The following is a 17,189-nucleotide window of genomic DNA, read 5'->3' as shown; positions in this document are numbered from 1 at the left end:
GGGTCTCCGATGTAATTCGTGTTGGGCTAATCTATGCACCCTTACGCCCACCACAAGCCCCGCTAGCGGTATTGTGAGCGCATACTTACTGATATAGTTTGGGATCGGGCGGGGCCGAAGGTGTGCGTACGCCAAGGCGGCGGAACCGCTCCAGTTCACGGTGCTGGTCCAGCGATACTTTGCGATAAGCCTTAAGATAGACATTGATGTTGAACCAGCGTTCAAACACGCGCCCCTTGTGGTCGCGGCGATATTCAAGGTCTTCGGCGGCCAATGTCTGACGAATGGCTGCGTTTGAGCCGAATCGCCGCGCGTGGTTCACCAGCCCGCCATCACCACGTCCGATGTTGTTTGCACCCGTTGTCGCTACCCGCGCGGGGTTGCCGCCCAGCGCAGCCACGGCATCAGCTTTGGGTGTTGGATCGGTCAAGTTCGAGCCGCCCGGTGTCGGTGCGGGCAATTCGGCATCGAAATCTGGGGCTTCCAGCGGTTTTCCGGGCAAAATGGTAAATTCATCCGGTCCCGGGGTATTCGAGCGGATATGCATCAACTGCGGATCCTTGTTGCGCCCGCCACAGGCAGACAGCGCCATAACAGCGATCAAAGCGATGGCGGTAAAACCACGGGCCTTTGGCATTGATGTCTCCTTCACCTCTTACTGCGCTGTTTAACCGATCCAATCGGTGCCGTCACCTAGTCTTCTTTTCTCCGGCGAAAAAGATCAACCCAAATGCGCCCGCAAACACCGCAATATCGGAAATATTGAACGAAAACGGGTTTTCAAAGCCGCAACAGGACATATTCAGAAAATCGGCCACCGCGCCATAAAGAATCCGGTCCAGCACATTGCCCAGCGCCCCGCCCAGCAGCAGACCGGCAGCTATACGGGCCAGTCGCCCGTGTTTTTCCCGCATCATCCAGACAATCACCCACACGCAAATCGCCAGCGCCAGTGCAATCAAAATCCAACGACTGGTGTTCAGCAGGCCAAAATTGATGCCCTCGTTCCACGCCATGCGGAAATTCAGGAAGGGGGGCAGAACGTCAATCTCGCCCCGCTCGCGCAGGTTCAGCACATGCACCACAAGGTACTTTGATATCTGATCCAGCATAAACGTCCAGAAACCGGCCCAAAAGGTCAGCCGCATTATGTCATCCTTCCTAATGCCTGAAGTGGCGCATACCGGTAAAGACCATGGCCAATCCGGCATCATTCGCCGCTTTGATCACCTCGTCATCGCGCATTGATCCGCCCGGTTGGATCACGGCCGTTGCGCCGGCTTCCGCTGCGCTCAACAATCCGTCGGCAAAGGGGAAAAACGCATCCGACGCCACGACAGACCCCACTGTCAGCGGCTGATCCAGCCCCAGAACTTCGGCCATGTCCTGTGCCTTGCGGGCAGCAATGCGGGTACTGTCAACGCGGCTCATCTGCCCCGCGCCAATACCGACGGTCGCGCCGTCTTTGACATAGATGATGGCATTGGATTTGACGTGTTTGGCCACCCGCCATGCAAACATCAGATCGACCAGTTCGGCCTCTGTGGGCTTGCGCTCGGTCACGACTTTCAGATCATTCATTGCGATATGGCCGTTGTCCTTGTCCTGCACCAGCATCCCGCCGGACACCTGCCGATAGGTCAGCGCCGCCGCACGCGGATCGGGCAATGCATCAACTGTCAGCAAACGCAGGTTCTTCTTCTTGGCGAAAATCTCCATTGCATCGGTGTCGGCCCCCGGTGCGATCACCACTTCGGTAAAGATTTTCGAGATTTCTTCAGCGGTTTCACCATCCAGCCGCTGGTTCAGGGCAATGATACCGCCAAAGGGCGAAACATTATCGCAGTTGAACGCGGCGCGGTAAGCCTCGACCATCGTCTTGCCACGGGCCACACCGCAGGGGTTGGCGTGTTTGATGATGGCGCAGGCAGGGCCGTCCGCCGCGTCGAATTCCGCCACCAACTCGATTGCCGCATCGGTGTCGTTGATGTTGTTATAGGACAGCTCTTTGCCCTGATGCTGAACCGCTGTCGCCACCCCGGGCCGGTTGCTGCCATCCAGATAGAACGACGCCGACTGATGCGGGTTTTCGCCATAGCGCAGTTTCTGGGCGATGGTGCCGGCAAAAGCGCGGCGGCGCGGGGTGTCCAGACCGATGGCATCGGCCATCCATGTCGAAACCGCCGCGTCATAGGCCGCCGTGCGGGCATAGGCGATCTGGGCGCGGCGTTTGCGGAATTTCGGACAGGTTGCGCCGTTATGCTTGGCCATATCGCCCAGCAGTTTGTCGTAATCCTCGACATCGACAATGGTGGTGACAAAGGCGTGGTTCTTGGCGGCAGCGCGGATCATCGCGGGGCCGCCGATATCGATATTTTCGATGCAGGTGTCATAATCGGCCCCCTTGGCGACGGTTTCCTCGAACGGATACAGATTGACCACCAGCAGATCGATCCCGGCAATGCCATGTTCCTTCATCGCGGCCAGATGGTCGTCATTGTCGCGCAGGGCCAGCAGGCCGCCATGCACATTGGGGTGCAGGGTTTTCACCCGCCCGTCCATCATTTCCGGAAAGCCGGTCACATCGGCCACATCCGTCACCGTCAGGCCCGCATCGCGCAAGGCTTTGGCAGAGCCCCCGGTGGACAATAATTCGACCCCGAAGCCGGCAAGCGCATGGCCCAGATCAATTAGGCCGGTTTTGTCGGATACGGACAAAAGGGCGCGGCGAATTGGCAGGTTTTCAGTCATTCAGTTTCCCCATTCGGTGCTGTTTACAGAATATCAATGTCATCGCGCGCCAGATCGCGCAGGCTGTCGGGTGTGTCCTGGGCCTTGGCCAGAGTCCAGTGCACGCGGCTCTCGTAACCGATTGCGCGGGAAGTTAAAACAATCTGTTTTGCCGCGCGGGGTTTCAGCCGGTTTTTTTCCATATAAATGCTGTTATCCAGCGATAATTGCGTTGTGCCGTCATGGCGAAAGACCCAGACTTCGCCGCTTTTCAGGGCCAGCGACACCGCAGTCCCGCTTAAATCCAGCGAAGCATCCACATCAGGGTGCAGATGGAACCGGATGGTAAAGGGGATGCCTTGCAGCTTCACCGCATTCAGCGCCGCATCAAACCGGCGCTTGTCGGCCTTCGAGGGGGCCAGTAACGCATCCTCGCCGTTCAGTGTGCGCCCATCTGCGGACAGCTCCAGCCGACGCCCCTGTATCAAACCGTGGCTGGCCTGATAGCCGTCATGGCCGGCCTCCAGACTGATCAGGTTGCTATTGCTTGTCAGCTTTGATTCAACTTCTTTCGGGGTGCGCACCAGCACTTCCTGCTCTCCGCCCCGTCGTTTGCCCAGTTGGGACGAGGAAACACCCTCAAGCCCCAGAACCGAATGGGACGGGGTTGCACGACCGGCGCGTTGCCAGTCCGCGCCAAAGGAAATGCCCGAGCCGCAATTCACAATCAGCGGGCGACGCCCGGAGGTCAGCTCAAACGCAAGTGTCGAGGCATGGGCACGCACCGAATCCGCACCCTGAGGTGGGCGCGAAGCGTCCACAATCACACTGGTGCGCCCGCCTTTCAGCCGCGCATAGCCCATCGACAACCCGTCCTCGCGCGTACTGCGCACCCCGCTGGCGGCAAGGGCATGATCCAGCCATCCTTCGGTGCCGCGCCCGCCGCCATGAAACCGCGCCAGACCGCCATCGCTGTGGCGCAGCGCCCGCAATGTCGGCGCGATCCGTTCAATCGCTGCAAGGTGATCCTTTTGCGTCACCCACCCCGCTTCGCTAAGCGCCGCGGCGGCCCAGATCAGCAGGGTGAATACCTCGAGCAATTCTTCGGGATTGCGGGTCGGAATGCCGCCTTCGTCATCAATCTGTTCGCGACATTCCCTGGCCAGCGCCTTGAGCGCCGGTTTCACATGTTCTTCCATGCCCGAAAGCGCCAGGCCTGCGTATATCAGCCCCGTCAGCGCCTCGAACCGTGGCAAGCCCGACGACGCCACCTTCCAGCGTTTGCTAAGGAAAATTGTTTGCTGGGCAAGGGATTGAAAATACAGCCCGCTGGCCGCACTGTCCTGTCCGTTCAGGATGAACAATGCATGGTTGATCCAGCGGATCAAGCGCCGCCCGGTCAGATCAGGCGTCCAGCCGATACCCCGTCCTCGCCCATAGCGTTTGATCCATTCAAACACCCAGTTCTGTGCTGCCTTGCGCGCCGGCAAATCGCCGACTGCGGCCAGATCATCCAGCCAGCGGAACCCGTGCAGCTCTTCTTTGAATTCCTGCGAGGGGGGCGTTAGATCCCACAGATCCGTTTTCTTATCGGTGATCAGATAGCCCGCAAACTGGTAATTCCCCGCCACCAACTGGCGCCCGCGCGCGAATGACCCGATGGTGCGCGGTTCGGGTTGCGAGGTAAATCCGGTGGCCGCCCGCGCCCGCGCACTGCGCCGCGCATGATAGCGGTTCATCCAGCGGGTGCGTCGCGCAGAAAAACTTGTCTGTTGGGCCACGACCTTCTTCGCCTTCTTGGCTGGACGTTAGTGTGACGGGTTTGCTCGCCCATACCATAGGGCGCGGAATTGCACCTGTCACCGGTGAATTCGCTTTTGCTTGGGAAAGCCGGAGAATGGCGGTTAGGGACATATCCATTAAACCGGTTTAGTGGATATGTTTAGCTGTTTTTTATCAACAAGTTAAGCTGTATTTCACCCAATATTTCAGGTTGATTTTCCCGTAGGAAACCTCTCTCCAAGCACACCCACCCTTTACCGGTATCCATCAGGAAAGATCACGTTCCGCCTCCAATAACGCCCGCAACCCCTCGCGGTAGGTCGGATAGCGCAGAGTGATACCCAGTTCCGCCTTGATCCGGTCATTGCGCACCGATTTTGACTCGGCGTAGAAACTGCGCGCCATCGGCGTCATTTCGGCGGTCTCGAAATCCTCCTCGGGCGGCACCGGCAGGCCCAGCAGTTCCGCCGCATGGGCAATCACATCCTGCGGCGGGGCGGGGTTATCATCGCAGACGTTATAGATACGGCCCGGATCGGGCCGGTTGATCGAGGCCAGCAATACCTGCGCGATGTCCTCGACGTGGATGCGTGAAAACAGCTGGTTCTTTTTAACAATTCGCCGCGCGGTGCCACGGCGCACCTTGGCAAAGGGGCCACGCCCGGGGCCATAGATACCGGCAAGGCGAAAGATATGCAGCGGCAGGCCTGTTTTCGCGGCCAGTGCCTGCCATGCCGCTTCGGCCTTTACCCGCAACTGCCCGCGTTTGGTAGCGGGGATCAGGGGGGTATCCTCGTCCACCCATGCGCCATCGTGGTTGCCGTAAACGCCGATGGTGGACAGGTAGCCCACCCATTGCAGATTGGGTGCGGCTGCGATGTCATCACGCAGGGCGTTCAGCACGGGATCGCCCGATTCATCCGGCGCGGTTGAAATCAGCAGATGCGTGGCTTGTGCCAATGCGTCCGACATGTCCGAACCGGGCCATAGCAGCGCTTCAGCCCCTTGTTCGATGATTGCAGGCAGGTTTTCAGCGTCCCGCGTGGTGCCGATCACACGCCAGCCGAGGGGAAGCAGCACACGCCCCAGCGCCTGCGCCGAATAGCCGTGTCCAAAGGAAAGCAGAGTATTTTTCATAGGCGCCACTATTCCCGAAACCTCGCCAAGTGCAAGTTTTCTATATGTTACAAAAATTGAATTGACAGATTATTTTTGTAACATATTGTCGCAAGCAGCAACAACAGGACGGCGAACATGTATTCACAGGGATTGATCGGGGCGGACAGCCGCACCGAGGAAACAGAGGAATTTCTGGCTGCTTTCCAGGCGCGCATTGATGCCGAGGAAAAGATCGAGCCGACAGATCCGATGCCCCAAGGCTACCGGCGCACTCTGATCCGCCAGATCGGCCAGCACGCCCATTCGGAAATTGTCGGCATGCTGCCCGAAGGCAACTGGATCACCCGCGCGCCCAGCCTGAAACGCATACTGGCACTGCTGGCCAAGGTGCAGGACGAAGGCGGGCACGGGCTGTATCTTTACTCGGCCGCCGAAACGCTGGGGGTCACCCGCGAGCAGATGACCGAGGAACTGCACGCGGGCAAGGCCAAGTATTCGTCGATCTTCAACTATCCGGCCCTAAGCTGGGCGGATATGGGGGCAATCGGCTGGCTGGTCGATGGCGCGGCGATTATGAATCAAGTGGCGCTGTGCCGCTGTTCGTATGGTCCCTACGCCCGCGCGATGATCCGAGTTTGTGCCGAGGAAAGTTTCCATCAGCGGCAGGGTTATGAAATCATGCTGACCCTGTGCAATGGCACCAAAGAGCAGAAAGAAATGGCGCAGGATGCGTTGAACCGGTTCTGGTGGCCCGCATTGATGATGTTCGGCCCGCATGACGGAGACAGCGCCCATTCGGAACAGTCGATGAAGTGGAAGATCAAGCGGTTTTCCAATGATGCGCTGCGCGAGAAATTCATCAACGCCACCGTGCCGCAGGCCGAGTTTCTGGGGCTGACCGTGCCCGATCCCGATCTGGAATGGAACGAGGAGAAAGGTGGCTATGAACACGGCGACATCAACTGGGACGAATTCTGGCGTGTGGTCAAGGGCGACGGGGTGATGAACCGCGAGCGCGTGCAGATGCGCAAGGATGCCTGGGACAACGGCGCGTGGGTTCGGGAAGCGGCCTTGGCACATGCGCAAAAGCGGGCAGCCAAAATCGCCGCCGAGTAGGTTTTGAGGGCAGGAGCGGGGGTTTCACACCCCCGCACCCCCGTGGGATATTTCTGGAACAATAATGAGGATGGGTTGATGGGTGATGTGACACCGCTTTGGGAAGTATTTATCCGGCCCCGCAACGGGCTGGCGCATAAACATGTGGGCAGTCTGCACGCGGCGGACGAGGCTTTGGCGTTAAGTGCGGCGCGGGATGTCTATACGCGGCGCGAGGAAGGGACCTCGGTCTGGGTGGTTCGCTCGGAAGCGATTGCGGCCTCCGATCCGGCGCGCGCCGGCGAGAATTTCGATCCGGCCGAGGACAAGATTTACCGCCACCCGACGTTTTACAAGATCCCTGACGATGTGGGGCATATGTGATGGCGCTGTATCGGGCATTGATCGAATTGGCGGATGACCATTTGGTGCTGGGGCACCGGTTGTCGGAGTGGTGCGGCCATGCGCCGATGCTGGAAGAGGATCTGGCGCTGTCCAATTTTGCACTGGATCTGATTGGCACGGCACGTTCGCTTTACGCCTACGCCGCCGAGGTCGAGGGCAAGGGGCGGACCGAGGATGATCTGGCCTATCTGCGCAGTGAGCGCGAGTATCTGAATTGCCTACTGGTCGAGCGCCCGAATGGCGATTTCGCCCATACCATGCTGCGGGAATTCTATTTTGCCACCTTTATGGAACCGTTCTGGCAGGCAGCTCTTGCGTCCAGTGACAAAGTGATTGCCGGCATCGCGGGCAAGGCGATGAAAGAGATGGCCTATCATCTGCGCCACGCCGGCGAATGGATCGTGCGGCTGGGTGATGGCACCGAGGAAAGTGCGGCGCGAATGCAGGCGGCGGTTGTCGATCTGCACCCCTATTGGGAAGAACTGTTTTCCGGCGGGGACTGCGATGTGCTGCCAGATCGGGCCGCCATCCGGCCCGCGTGGGAAGCCAGCGTAAAGGCTGTGTTTGCCGAGGCAAATCTGGATTGGCCCGAGCCGGTTTACGGCCAGAATGGCGGGCGTGACGGGATGCATTCCGAAGTGCTGGGCCGGATGCTGTCGGACATGCAGTATTTGCAGCGCGCCCACCCCGGGGCAACGTGGTGACGGCGAGCAAAGCATGGGATGTGGCGGCAGCGGTGCCCGATCCGGAACTCCCCTGCGTGACGGTGGCCGAACTGGGCATCCTGCGCGAGGTGGTGATGGAAGGTGACGTTGCCGTGGCGCGGGTCAGCCCGACCTATTCGGGCTGTCCGGCGGTGCAATTTATCGAAGAAGCGATTGCCGAAGCCCTGCGCGATGCGGGATTTCAGCCGCGCATTGAACGGGTGATCAGCCCGCCGTGGACCACCGACTGGATCAGCGACGCGGGGTGCGAAAAGCTGCGCGCCTTCGGCATCGCCCCACCGCAAAAAGCCAGCAATTCCAAGCGGGCATTGTTTGGCGAAACCGTTGTGGCCTGTCCGCGGTGCGGCGCGACGGACACTGAAAAACTAAGCGAATTCGGCTCGACCCCTTGCAAGGCGCATTACCGTTGCAAGGCCTGTCTGGAGCCGTTCGACTATTTCAAATGCATCTGAGGAGAGTTGCACATGGCGTTTCATGAATTGGTGATTTCAGGTGTCCGGCAAGAGGGTACGGATGCGGTGGCTCTGGAATTTGCGGTGCCGCAAGAACTGGCTGCGGAATTTGCCTATGTGCCGGGGCAGTATCTGACCCTGCGGGCAGATATTGACGGGCAGGATGTGCGGCGGTCCTACTCGATCGCCTCGGCGCCGGATGCGCCTTTGTGCGTCGGTGTACGGCAGGTCGAGGACGGGGTGTTTTCGACATACGCACAGGGTCTGAAGGTGGGGGATACCGTGCAGGTGATCCCACCCGAGGGGCGTTTTATGCTGCAAAATCAGCAGGATATTCTGCTAATCGCGGCCGGGTCCGGCATTACGCCGATGGTTTCGATTGCCAATGCGGCGCTGGCCAAGGGCGCGCGGGTGACGCTGGTTTACGGCAACCGCGACTTTAAACATGTGATGTTTCGCAGCGAGCTGGAGGCGCTAAAGGATCAGTATATGGGACGTTTCACGCTGATCCATATCCTGAGCCGTGAGGAGCAGGATGTGCCGTTGCTGAATGGCCGAATCACCGGCGAAAAAATCGGACGCATGGCCAAGGCGGGCGCGATTGATCTGGAGGCCGCCGACGGGGTGTTCCTGTGTGGCCCGGGCGAGATGATTACCGATGTTTCGGCGGCGTTGTCCGGTTTGGGGGTGGCCAAGAGCGCCATCCACTCCGAACGTTTTACGCCGGATGGCGAGGCACCCCGCAAACGCTCCAAGGCCGCGCAAGCCGTGGCCGGAAGCGGGGTCGAGGTCGAGGTCGAGGTTATTCTGGATGGCAGCCGCAAGAAATTCCGTGTCGAGGAAGGGGACGAGAACATCGTTGCCGCAGCGGCACGGCAAGGGCTGGAGCTGCCCTATTCCTGCAAGGGCGGGATGTGTTGCACCTGCCGTTGTCGGGTGACCGAAGGGTCGGCGGAAATGGCGGTGAACTATTCGCTTGAGCCGTGGGAGCTTGAAGCCGGATTTACGCTGGCGTGCCAGACACGGCCAACTTCGGAGAAGCTGGTTCTGGATTTTGACGCTGCATAAACGCGGGTTCAGGGCTTTAAGCGATACCGGAAATCACAATGATCCGCGCCTTCCATGATGGTTTGGGTGCGGGTCAGTTCGATGTTGTCGGAAAAACCGATGCAGAAACTGCCGTCGCGATTGCAGGACAGCAGATGGCCGATTTCACCCAGCCCCATATCGCGATACATGCGGGCGTATTCGCAACGGGTGATGTTGTAATCCAGCGCCGTGTCGGTTTCCTGCAGGTAGGTCCGCTCAAGCGCGTTGTCCATGTCCCACAGGTGGTGGTTGGCGGCCAGATCGGCCAGCGTGGGTTCGTGATCGTATTTCGCCTTGAACTCACGCCCCTGCGTGATGGCGGAATTGGCCACCGATATACGGATGATTTCCTGTGCTTCCTCTTTGCCGTGGCGTTCTTTCAGGACGTCATAGATTTCGCCGGTAATCTCGGCCTCGATCCGGCGTTTTTCGATCATGGGCATGGGTTTGTCAGTCATCGTTCTGATCCTTTCAAAGGCGCGGCGGACGTTTGTCGCGATAGCGGAATTTGGCAAGGGCCAGTGGTGCAACCCGTTTGCCGATGGCATGAAACGGGATCTGGCGCGGGGCGGTTAGCGGAATGGCAAGGTCATCCTGCCCCGTTCCGGTCAGGGCCTTGGCCAGTTCGATCCCCAGCGGGATGGTCAGGGCAAGGCCGCGCCCGTTATAGCCGGTAAAGCCGATATAGTTCGGCCCCAGTTCATGAAAGCGCGGGAAAAAATCGGTGGTGATGCCAACGTAGCCGCACCAGATATGGCTGAAACGGGCATCGGGCAATTGCGGGAAGGTATCGGCAAGCCGTTTGGCGATGCGTTTTCGCAGCCGTGCGTGGGCGTTGGTTTTGAACATCAGGGCGCTGCCGGTGATCAGGCGGCTTTCGGCATCTTTGCGAAAGAAATGCAGATCGCCCCGTGTGTCGGAAATAGCCGGATTGGTGGGCAGAATGCTGGCGTTTTGCTCATCCGTCAGCGGCTCGGTTGCCATTTGCCAAGATGTGATCGGCACAAAGGAGCGGCGGATTTTCGGGGCAAGGCGGGTGGCCAGCGCGCCGGTATAGGCGTTGGTGGCCAGCAGAACAGCACCGGCAACAATTGTTGCCTTCGGCGTTTTTACCAGCCAGTTCTGGCAGGCGCGCCCGACATCCTGAACCGGGGTGTTTTCATGGATCGTAACCCCCGCCTTTTCGCAAACATCCGCCAGCCCGCGGGTAAACATCAGCGGGTTGATATGCCCGCCGGTGGGGTTGAACATGCCGCCGAACCAGCGGGGCGAGCCGATCAACTCGCGGGCCTGATCACGATCCAGCAGGGTGGCTGGTGCGCCGCGTCTGGTCCATGCGGTGACGCGGGATTGCGACAAGCGCATGTGGGCGGCGGTATGGGCGGGCTGGAACCAGCCGGTCTGGTTGGCCTCGCAATCGATGTTTTCGCTGCGGATCAGGTTGAACAAGGTATTGGCGCTGTTTTTCAGCAGGTGGACAAAGCGTTCGCCAACCGCGCCATATTCGCGTTCAATCCGGTCAGGTTCGGCCGCTGACAGGATCGGGATCACCTGCCCGTTGTTGCGGCCCGACCCGCCATAGCCGATTGTGCGCCCTTCCAGCAAGGTGACTTGGTGCCCGCCACGCGCCAGATGCAGGGCGGCAGACAGGCCGGTCAGACCGCCGCCGATCACCACGATATCGGATTTGGCGGGTTCGGTCAGCGCAGGCGCAGGCTTGCGTGGCGGGCTGGTGCTTTCCCAGATGGATCGGGCGGGCTGTTCGGCGGGCTGCATGGCTAAACCGGCAGGGCGGTGGTTTTGAAAACGGTGCGCAATGCGAATGAGGACTGCATCTGCGCCACCCCCGGCAAACGCGCCAGGTAGCGGCGGTGGATACGGGCGAAATCCTCGGTGTCCTGCGCCACCACTTTCAGCAGGTAATCGGCGGTGCCGGCCATCAGGTGACATTCCAGCACATCGGGGATTTTGGCGACCTCGCGTTCAAACGCCTCAAGCACTTCGTCGGCCTGACCGGACAGGGTAATTTCCACAAACACGGTCGAGGGACGTCCCAGTTTGCGCGGGTCCAGCAGGGCGACATAGTCCTTGATGAACCCATCCGTTTCCAGCCGCTGCACCCGGCGGTGACAGGCCGACGGCGACAGGTTTACCTTTTCGGACAGATCCGCATTCGACATCCGCCCGCGCTTTTGCAGGGCAACAAGGATACGACGGTCTATGCTGTCCAGTTCCGATATTGCGCTCACTTCTTTCACCTTTGGGGTTAGAATCGGGATAACCTTGCGCTGATAGCATCATTCCCACCCGTTCTTTTCAAAGCAATTGCGTGCAAAGGTCAATAGCTTGCGCATATAGGCAAGGAGGAAATGCCATGATTATCGGATGTCCGAAAGAGATCAAACCACAGGAATTCCGCGTCGGGATGACGCCGATTGCCGCCCATGAAGCGGTGGCACACGGCCATAAGGTTGTGATTGAAACGCAGGCCGGAGTTGGCGCCGGTTTCCCTGACGAGGATTATATCGCGGCGGGGGCCGAGATCCTTGGCACCGCTGCCGAGGTGTTCAAAACCGCCGATATGATCGTCAAGGTGAAGGAACCGCAAGCCATCGAGCGCAAGATGCTGCGCGAGGGTCAGGTGCTGTTCACCTATCTGCACCTTGCGCCGGACCCCGAGCAGACCAAAGACCTGCTGACCAGCGGTTGCACCGCGATTGCCTATGAAACCGTGACCGATGCCAACGGCGGCCTGCCCCTGCTGGCGCCGATGTCCGAAGTGGCGGGCAAACTGGCACCGCAAGTGGGCGCATGGACCCTGCAAAAGGCCAACGGCGGACGTGGCGTGTTGATGGGCGGCGTGCCCGGTGTCGGCCCTGCCCGCGTGGTGGTGATCGGCGGCGGGGTGGTCGGCACCCATGCGGCACGGGTTGCGGCGGGCATGGGCGCGGATGTGACGGTTCTGGACCGCTCGCTGGCGCGGCTGCGTTATCTGGACGATGTGTTCGGGCGTGATTTCAAGACTTCCTACGCGTCGGCTGGAAATACCAAAGAGCTTGTTTATGCCGCCGATATGGTGGTGGGTGCGGTATTGATCCCCGGGGCGGCTGCCCCCAAGCTGGTCAGCCGTGCGGACCTGTCACAAATGAAACCCGGCGCAGCACTGGTGGATGTAGCGATTGACCAGGGCGGGTGTTTTGAAACCTCGCACGCCACCACCCATCAGGACCCGATCTACGAGGTAGACGGCATCATGCACTACTGCGTGGCCAACATGCCGGGCGCTGTGGCCCGCACCTCGACCATCGCCCTTGGCAATGCCACGATGCCTTTCATGCTGGCGCTGGCCGACAAGGGTTGGAAGCAGGCTTGCGCCGATGATCCCCATCTGCTGAACGGGCTGAATGTTCACGCAGGGCAACTGACCTATTACGCGGTGGGCGAAGCCTTGGGGATCGATGTGATCTCACCCTCACTGGTGATCAAGTAACAAAAAAGGCCCGCCGGATCTTTCGGCGGGCCTTTTTCGAATTTTACAGACTTACTTCTTCAGCGAGGCTGCGATCTCTTTCAGCAGGTCGATCTCGCTTGGACCCGGATCAGCAGCTGGTGCCTCTTCTTCGGCCTTCTTGGTTTTGTTCATAGCCTTGACCAACAGGAACACCACGAATGCGATGATGATGAAGTTGATGATCGCCATGATAAAGCGGCCATAGGCAAACACGGCGGCGCCAGCTTCTTCGGCTTCCTTGATCGAATTATACTCGCCGTCACCCAACAGGGCGTACATACCCGAGAAATCAACCCCGCCCATGAACAGGCTGATGATTGGATTGATCAGGTCCGATACAAGTGATCCGACAATTGCGGTGAATGCAGCACCGATGATGATACCAACGGCCATATCCATGACATTGCCCTTGGCGATGAAATCTTTGAACTCTTTAAGCATGATTGCGTCCCATTTTCCCAGTTCGTTTATGCGCGTTTCATTTTTCTATTGCGCGTGTGCGCGCAGCCAATAGCATGAAAACCAACCATTCGGTAACTTTTTATCGGGGAAAAAAGGCTTATCTCTCCCCTGAACCATAACGGAGCACCCCATGACCGACCTGTCTGATTTCATGATCGCCAAACGCTGGCCCCCGAAAAACCCCGATATTATCCAGTATTACGGCTTGCCCACACCGAACGGGGTGAAGGTTTCCATCATGTTGGAAGAACTGGGCCTGCCTTATGAGGCCCATAAAGTCGACTTTGCTGACGGGGATCAATTCACGCCGGAATTCCTGTCACTGAACCCGAACAACAAGATCCCAGCGATCATTGACCCGGACGGGCCAGATGGCAAACCGATGCCACTGTTTGAATCAGGCGCAATCCTGATTTATCTGGCGGAAAAGACCGGCAAACTGATGCCCAAGGATCCGGTGGGCCGCTATCAGGTCATCCAATGGCTGATGTTCCAGATGGGCGGTATCGGGCCGATGTTCGGGCAGTTGGGATACTTCACCCATTTCGCGGGAAAAGAGATCGAAGACCCCCGCCCCGCCAAACGCTATATCGAGGAAAGCGCGCGTTTACTGGAAGTGCTGGACGGACAATTAGAGGGGCGCGACTGGGTTTGCGGCGAATATTCCATCGCCGATATCGCGATTGCACCGTGGCTGCGGATTGTGCGTGATCATTACAAGGCCGGCGATCTGGTGGATTGGGACGATCTGGACAATGTGCCGGCCTATCTGGACCGGTTTCTGGAACGTCCGGCGGTCTACAAAGGCCTGCGCCAGCCGCCGCGCGACTGATTTATAGCGTGTCGCGCCTGACTGGATTCAAGTGTTCACCGTCAGGACCGAGGCAGCGTTCGCGATAGCGAATGCGTTCGGTCCGGTCGGTGAATTCAACTTGGCGCGACATGCTCTGGAACAGCCCCGGACCCCGATCCGGGGCCTGCACCCGATAATCCGGCAGGTCCCGCATCAGGTGCGGGACAGCGCACTACCTGCCTTGCCGGATCATTTCCGCCGCTTTTTCCGCGATCATGATGGTGGGCGCATTGGTATTGCCGCCCACCAGTCGCGGCATCACCGAAGCATCCACCACCCGCAAACCCTCCACCCCGTGCAGCCGCAGTTCGGGGTCAACCACCGCCATGTCGTCACGCCCCATGCGGCATGTGCCGACAGGGTGGTAAATCGTATCCGCCCGCGCCCTGATATCAGCCTCGTACCCCGCATCGGTTCCATCCACCGGATACAGCCGCTTGCCCCGCCAAGGCGCCAGCGGCTCGGCCTTCAGCAGATCATTCATAATCCGCGCGCCCCGCACCAGCACCTGCAAATCGGCTGGGTCCGACAGGAATGCCGGATCAATCCGCGGCGGGCTGGCGGGATTGGCATCGGTAAGCCCGACATGCCCGCGGCTTTGAGGCCGTAATACGCAGACATGGCAACTGAACCCGTGCGCCAGATGGATTTTGCGCATGTGCTGATCCACAATCCCGATCACGAAATGCAGTTGCAGATCCGGTCGCCCCAGCGCAGGATCGGAGCGGACAAACGCGCCGCCCTCGGCATAAGGCGTGGTGAACATCCCCTCGCCGGACTTGCGCCATTTCAGCCCCGCGCGAGCCAGTTGCAACAGGCCAAGCGGGTTCAGCCCGATCACATCCCGGCGCCTGGATTTATAGGAAATCGTGTAATCCAGATGGTCCTGAAGGTTCTGCCCGACGCCGGGCAAATCCCGCACCACATCAATCCCCTGCGCCTGCAATTCCTCTGCGTGACCGATCCCCGACAACATCAGCAGCTTTGGCGACCCGAAGGCCCCCGCCGACAGGATAACCTCGCGCCGCGCCTTTATTTCGTGACTATCACCCTTGCGCTTGTAGGCCACTCCAATGGCGCGCCCGCCCTCGATCAGGATGCGTGCCACTTCGGCCCGTGTGATCACCGTCAGGTTTCTGCGCCCCAGCACCGGATGCAGATAGGCCGCCGCCGCCGAGCACCGCTCGCCCTTGTGCGGTCCGTCGGAAAACTGTGTGACCTGATACAGGCCCGCACCCTCTTGCCGCTCACCATTGAAATCCCCGTTGCGGCGGATTTGTTGCGCCTCTGCCGCCTCGATAAACGCCTGCGAAATGCCCAGCGGCGCGTTCTGGCCCATCACCTTCAGCGGCCCGTCGCACCCGTGCAACGCATCAGCACGCATATTCCCCTCGGCCCGTTTGAAATAGGGCAACACATCGTCCCAGCCCCAGCCATCGCAGCCCAGACCGGCCCATTCATCGTAATCCTTGCGGTGCCCGCGCAAATACAGCATGGCGTTGATCGCGCTGGAGCCGCCCAGCGTGCGCCCGCGCGGCTGGAACCCGCGCCGCCCGTTCAGCCCCGCCTGCGGCACCGTGTGAAAGGCCCAGTTGTTGATCTTTGGCCGCCCCGACACCATCGCCGCCACCAGCGCGGGCGCGCGGATCAAAATATCCCTGCCCGCCCCGCCGGATTCCAGCAGACAGACGGAAACAGCCGCATCCTCGCTTAGACGCGCCGCCAGAACACAGCCGGCCGAGCCGCCGCCGATGATGATGTAATCATAGGTCACAGGACCCAGCCTAGGACAGATCACCCGTCAACACATAGCGCAAAATCCGCACCACCTGCGCCGGTTCTTCGGCCACTGCCAAAGCCGCCGCGTCCACCTCTTTCAGCGCATGTTGATGGTCCGGCCCGTGCAGCACGATCAGGGATTTGCCCAGTGCCGCCGCATAACCCGCATCAAAGGCCGCATTCCACTGTTTGTATTTCTCGCCAAAGCGCACCACCACCACATCGGCATCCGCAATCCCCTTGCGGGTGCGGATCGCGTTTAGCTTGGCGCCCTTGTGGTCATGCCAGAACTTGTCCGCCTCGGCGCCAAGGATCGCCACGCCGCAATCATCCGAAGCGTCGTGATCGGTGACAGGTGCGGAAAATTCCACATCCAGCCCCTTGGCTCCGTCAATAATCTGCTCGCGCCAGTCTGTGTGGATTTCACCGGATAGGTAAACTTTCAATGTCATAACTTGCCTCCTGTTTTCACCCAGTCTAACGACAGCGCTAATATCCCCCAAGGGCCAAATTGCTATTTCCGTGCAACGATAAACCGGCTGGGCGGCTTGGCCGGGTAATTACCGGTCTCGATGATCTCGAAACCCGCTTGCTCAATGGCTTTTTCCAGCTCTTGCACCGTTCGCATCCGCACAAAGGGCGCTTTGCCAAAGAATTGCATGACCGGCAGCACAGCCATTATCAAACGAAAATGCAAAGGGGCGCCCTGATCGGGCGTGCATGTGGTTTTTGATATGAAGTATCCACCCGGCTTGGTGCGAGCATAGGCTTCTGCCAGCGCGCCGTCTAAATCTTCCAATAAATGCAATAAATTGAACGCCGTAACCATATCAAACGGACCTTTTGGCGCCTCGGCCACCACTGCCTTTTCGAATTGAACGTTATCTGTCCCCTGCTCTGCAGCGCGCGCCCGCCCCACATCCAACATGGCGCCCGAGCAATCCGTCGCGATGATCTTTGATACGGCAGGCGCAAGCCGTATCGCGGTTGATCCCGTGCCACAGCCCAGTTCAAGAACCTGATCACTTTGCGTCATGTAGGATCGCGTGCGTTCAAGTGTAAATTCATAGGCCTGCATATCACTGATAGGGGATTTGGCATATTTTGCAGCGGCCCTATCCCAGAATTTCGCATTGTTCATCATGGTAGTCTCCTTTTCAGGCAGCATATCCATACGAAATACAGAT

The 17,189-nt window shown here is 59.3% G+C and carries 19 protein-coding genes; 7 read left to right on the top strand and 12 right to left on the bottom strand.

The features are described 5' to 3' along the window. Window positions 1-85: 85 nt before the first annotated feature. The 5 genes from BAR1_RS02285 to BAR1_RS02265 form a co-directional block, all read right to left on the bottom strand. Window positions 86-637: a DUF3035 domain-containing protein gene (locus BAR1_RS02285; RefSeq protein WP_118941521.1), complete on the bottom strand. Its 552-nt coding sequence runs from the start codon at window positions 635-637 to the stop codon at window positions 86-88. Window positions 638-689: 52 nt separating this feature from the next. Continuing rightward, on the bottom strand, window positions 690-1,148 hold the full coding sequence (lspA, locus tag BAR1_RS02280; RefSeq protein ID WP_118941520.1) for a signal peptidase II: 459 nt from the start codon (window positions 1,146-1,148) through the stop codon (window positions 690-692). 13 nt (window positions 1,149-1,161) lie between these two features. Next, complete coding sequence (purH, locus tag BAR1_RS02275; protein ID WP_118941519.1) at window positions 1,162-2,751, bottom strand: bifunctional phosphoribosylaminoimidazolecarboxamide formyltransferase/IMP cyclohydrolase; 1,590 nt, start codon at window positions 2,749-2,751, stop codon at window positions 1,162-1,164. Window positions 2,752-2,774: 23 nt separating this feature from the next. Beyond that, window positions 2,775-4,469 (bottom strand): heparinase II/III family protein, encoded by a 1,695-nt coding sequence (locus BAR1_RS02270; protein WP_118941518.1) that lies wholly within the window; start codon window positions 4,467-4,469, stop codon window positions 2,775-2,777. Between the two features lie 310 nt (window positions 4,470-4,779). Next, the gene (locus BAR1_RS02265) at window positions 4,780-5,649 is read right to left on the bottom strand and encodes an SDR family oxidoreductase (RefSeq protein ID WP_118941517.1); all 870 of its coding nucleotides are present in this window, start codon (window positions 5,647-5,649) and stop codon (window positions 4,780-4,782) included. Between the two features lie 117 nt (window positions 5,650-5,766). Between BAR1_RS02265 and paaA the strand changes: the two genes are divergently transcribed. From paaA to BAR1_RS02240, 5 genes are all read left to right on the top strand, one after another. Beyond that, window positions 5,767-6,747, top strand: a complete 981-nt coding sequence (gene paaA, locus BAR1_RS02260) for a 1,2-phenylacetyl-CoA epoxidase subunit PaaA (protein WP_118941516.1) — start codon at window positions 5,767-5,769, stop codon at window positions 6,745-6,747. 78 nt (window positions 6,748-6,825) lie between these two features. Next, window positions 6,826-7,110: a 1,2-phenylacetyl-CoA epoxidase subunit PaaB gene (gene paaB, locus BAR1_RS02255; protein WP_118941515.1), complete on the top strand. Its 285-nt coding sequence runs from the start codon at window positions 6,826-6,828 to the stop codon at window positions 7,108-7,110. After that, window positions 7,110-7,835 (top strand): 1,2-phenylacetyl-CoA epoxidase subunit PaaC, encoded by a 726-nt coding sequence (gene paaC / locus BAR1_RS02250; protein ID WP_118941514.1) that lies wholly within the window; start codon window positions 7,110-7,112, stop codon window positions 7,833-7,835. Before paaB ends, paaC begins: the two co-directional genes overlap by 1 nt. Further along, complete coding sequence (gene paaD / locus BAR1_RS02245) at window positions 7,832-8,308, top strand: 1,2-phenylacetyl-CoA epoxidase subunit PaaD (RefSeq protein WP_228408689.1); 477 nt, start codon at window positions 7,832-7,834, stop codon at window positions 8,306-8,308. Before paaC ends, paaD begins: the two co-directional genes overlap by 4 nt. Window positions 8,309-8,320: 12 nt before the next feature. Further along, complete coding sequence (locus tag BAR1_RS02240) at window positions 8,321-9,376, top strand: 2Fe-2S iron-sulfur cluster-binding protein (RefSeq protein ID WP_228408687.1); 1,056 nt, start codon at window positions 8,321-8,323, stop codon at window positions 9,374-9,376. Between the two features lie 8 nt (window positions 9,377-9,384). On the opposite strand, the gene BAR1_RS02235 is transcribed toward BAR1_RS02240, so the two are convergent. From BAR1_RS02235 to BAR1_RS02225, 3 genes are read right to left on the bottom strand one after another with little or no spacing between them, the layout of a single operon-like run. After that, a complete protein-coding gene (locus BAR1_RS02235; protein ID WP_228408685.1) occupies window positions 9,385-9,855 on the bottom strand; it encodes an L-2-amino-thiazoline-4-carboxylic acid hydrolase in 471 nt (156 codons plus the stop codon). A 13-nt stretch (window positions 9,856-9,868) separates the two neighbouring features. Further along, window positions 9,869-11,173 carry an NAD(P)/FAD-dependent oxidoreductase gene (locus BAR1_RS02230; RefSeq protein ID WP_118941511.1) on the bottom strand — a complete coding sequence of 435 codons (1,305 nt, stop codon included), beginning with the start codon at window positions 11,171-11,173 and terminating at the stop codon, window positions 9,869-9,871. Between the two features lie 2 nt (window positions 11,174-11,175). Further along, window positions 11,176-11,646 (bottom strand): Lrp/AsnC family transcriptional regulator, encoded by a 471-nt coding sequence (locus BAR1_RS02225; protein WP_228408683.1) that lies wholly within the window; start codon window positions 11,644-11,646, stop codon window positions 11,176-11,178. 125 nt (window positions 11,647-11,771) lie between these two features. Here BAR1_RS02225 and ald point away from each other — a divergent pair, with 125 nt between their 5' ends. After that, window positions 11,772-12,887 (top strand): alanine dehydrogenase, encoded by a 1,116-nt coding sequence (ald, locus tag BAR1_RS02220; RefSeq protein WP_118941510.1) that lies wholly within the window; start codon window positions 11,772-11,774, stop codon window positions 12,885-12,887. Between the two features lie 51 nt (window positions 12,888-12,938). On the opposite strand, the gene mscL is transcribed toward ald, so the two are convergent. After that, the gene (gene mscL / locus BAR1_RS02215; RefSeq protein ID WP_118941509.1) at window positions 12,939-13,349 is read right to left on the bottom strand and encodes a large conductance mechanosensitive channel protein MscL; all 411 of its coding nucleotides are present in this window, start codon (window positions 13,347-13,349) and stop codon (window positions 12,939-12,941) included. Between the two features lie 151 nt (window positions 13,350-13,500). On the opposite strand from mscL, the gene BAR1_RS02210 reads away from it, so the two are divergent. Continuing rightward, complete coding sequence (locus tag BAR1_RS02210; RefSeq protein WP_118941508.1) at window positions 13,501-14,202, top strand: glutathione S-transferase family protein; 702 nt, start codon at window positions 13,501-13,503, stop codon at window positions 14,200-14,202. Window positions 14,203-14,395: 193 nt separating this feature from the next. Here BAR1_RS02210 and BAR1_RS02205 read toward each other — a convergent pair whose 3' ends face one another. From BAR1_RS02205 to BAR1_RS02195, 3 genes are all read right to left on the bottom strand, one after another. Further along, window positions 14,396-15,997, bottom strand: coding sequence for a GMC family oxidoreductase (locus tag BAR1_RS02205; protein WP_118941507.1), 1,602 nt, complete (start codon window positions 15,995-15,997; stop codon window positions 14,396-14,398). 10 nt (window positions 15,998-16,007) lie between these two features. Beyond that, window positions 16,008-16,454 carry a YtoQ family protein gene (locus BAR1_RS02200; protein ID WP_118941506.1) on the bottom strand — a complete coding sequence of 149 codons (447 nt, stop codon included), beginning with the start codon at window positions 16,452-16,454 and terminating at the stop codon, window positions 16,008-16,010. Between the two features lie 62 nt (window positions 16,455-16,516). Further along, window positions 16,517-17,176, bottom strand: coding sequence for a class I SAM-dependent methyltransferase (locus BAR1_RS02195; RefSeq protein WP_323368583.1), 660 nt, complete (start codon window positions 17,174-17,176; stop codon window positions 16,517-16,519). Window positions 17,177-17,189: the final 13 nt, after the last annotated feature.

Origin of the sequence: Profundibacter amoris (genome assembly GCF_003544895.1) — a bacterium.
Lineage (GTDB): Bacteria > Pseudomonadota > Alphaproteobacteria > Rhodobacterales > Rhodobacteraceae > Profundibacter > Profundibacter amoris.
Note: the sequence above shows the minus strand (reverse complement) of the source record. Positions and strands in the feature narration are given on the sequence as shown.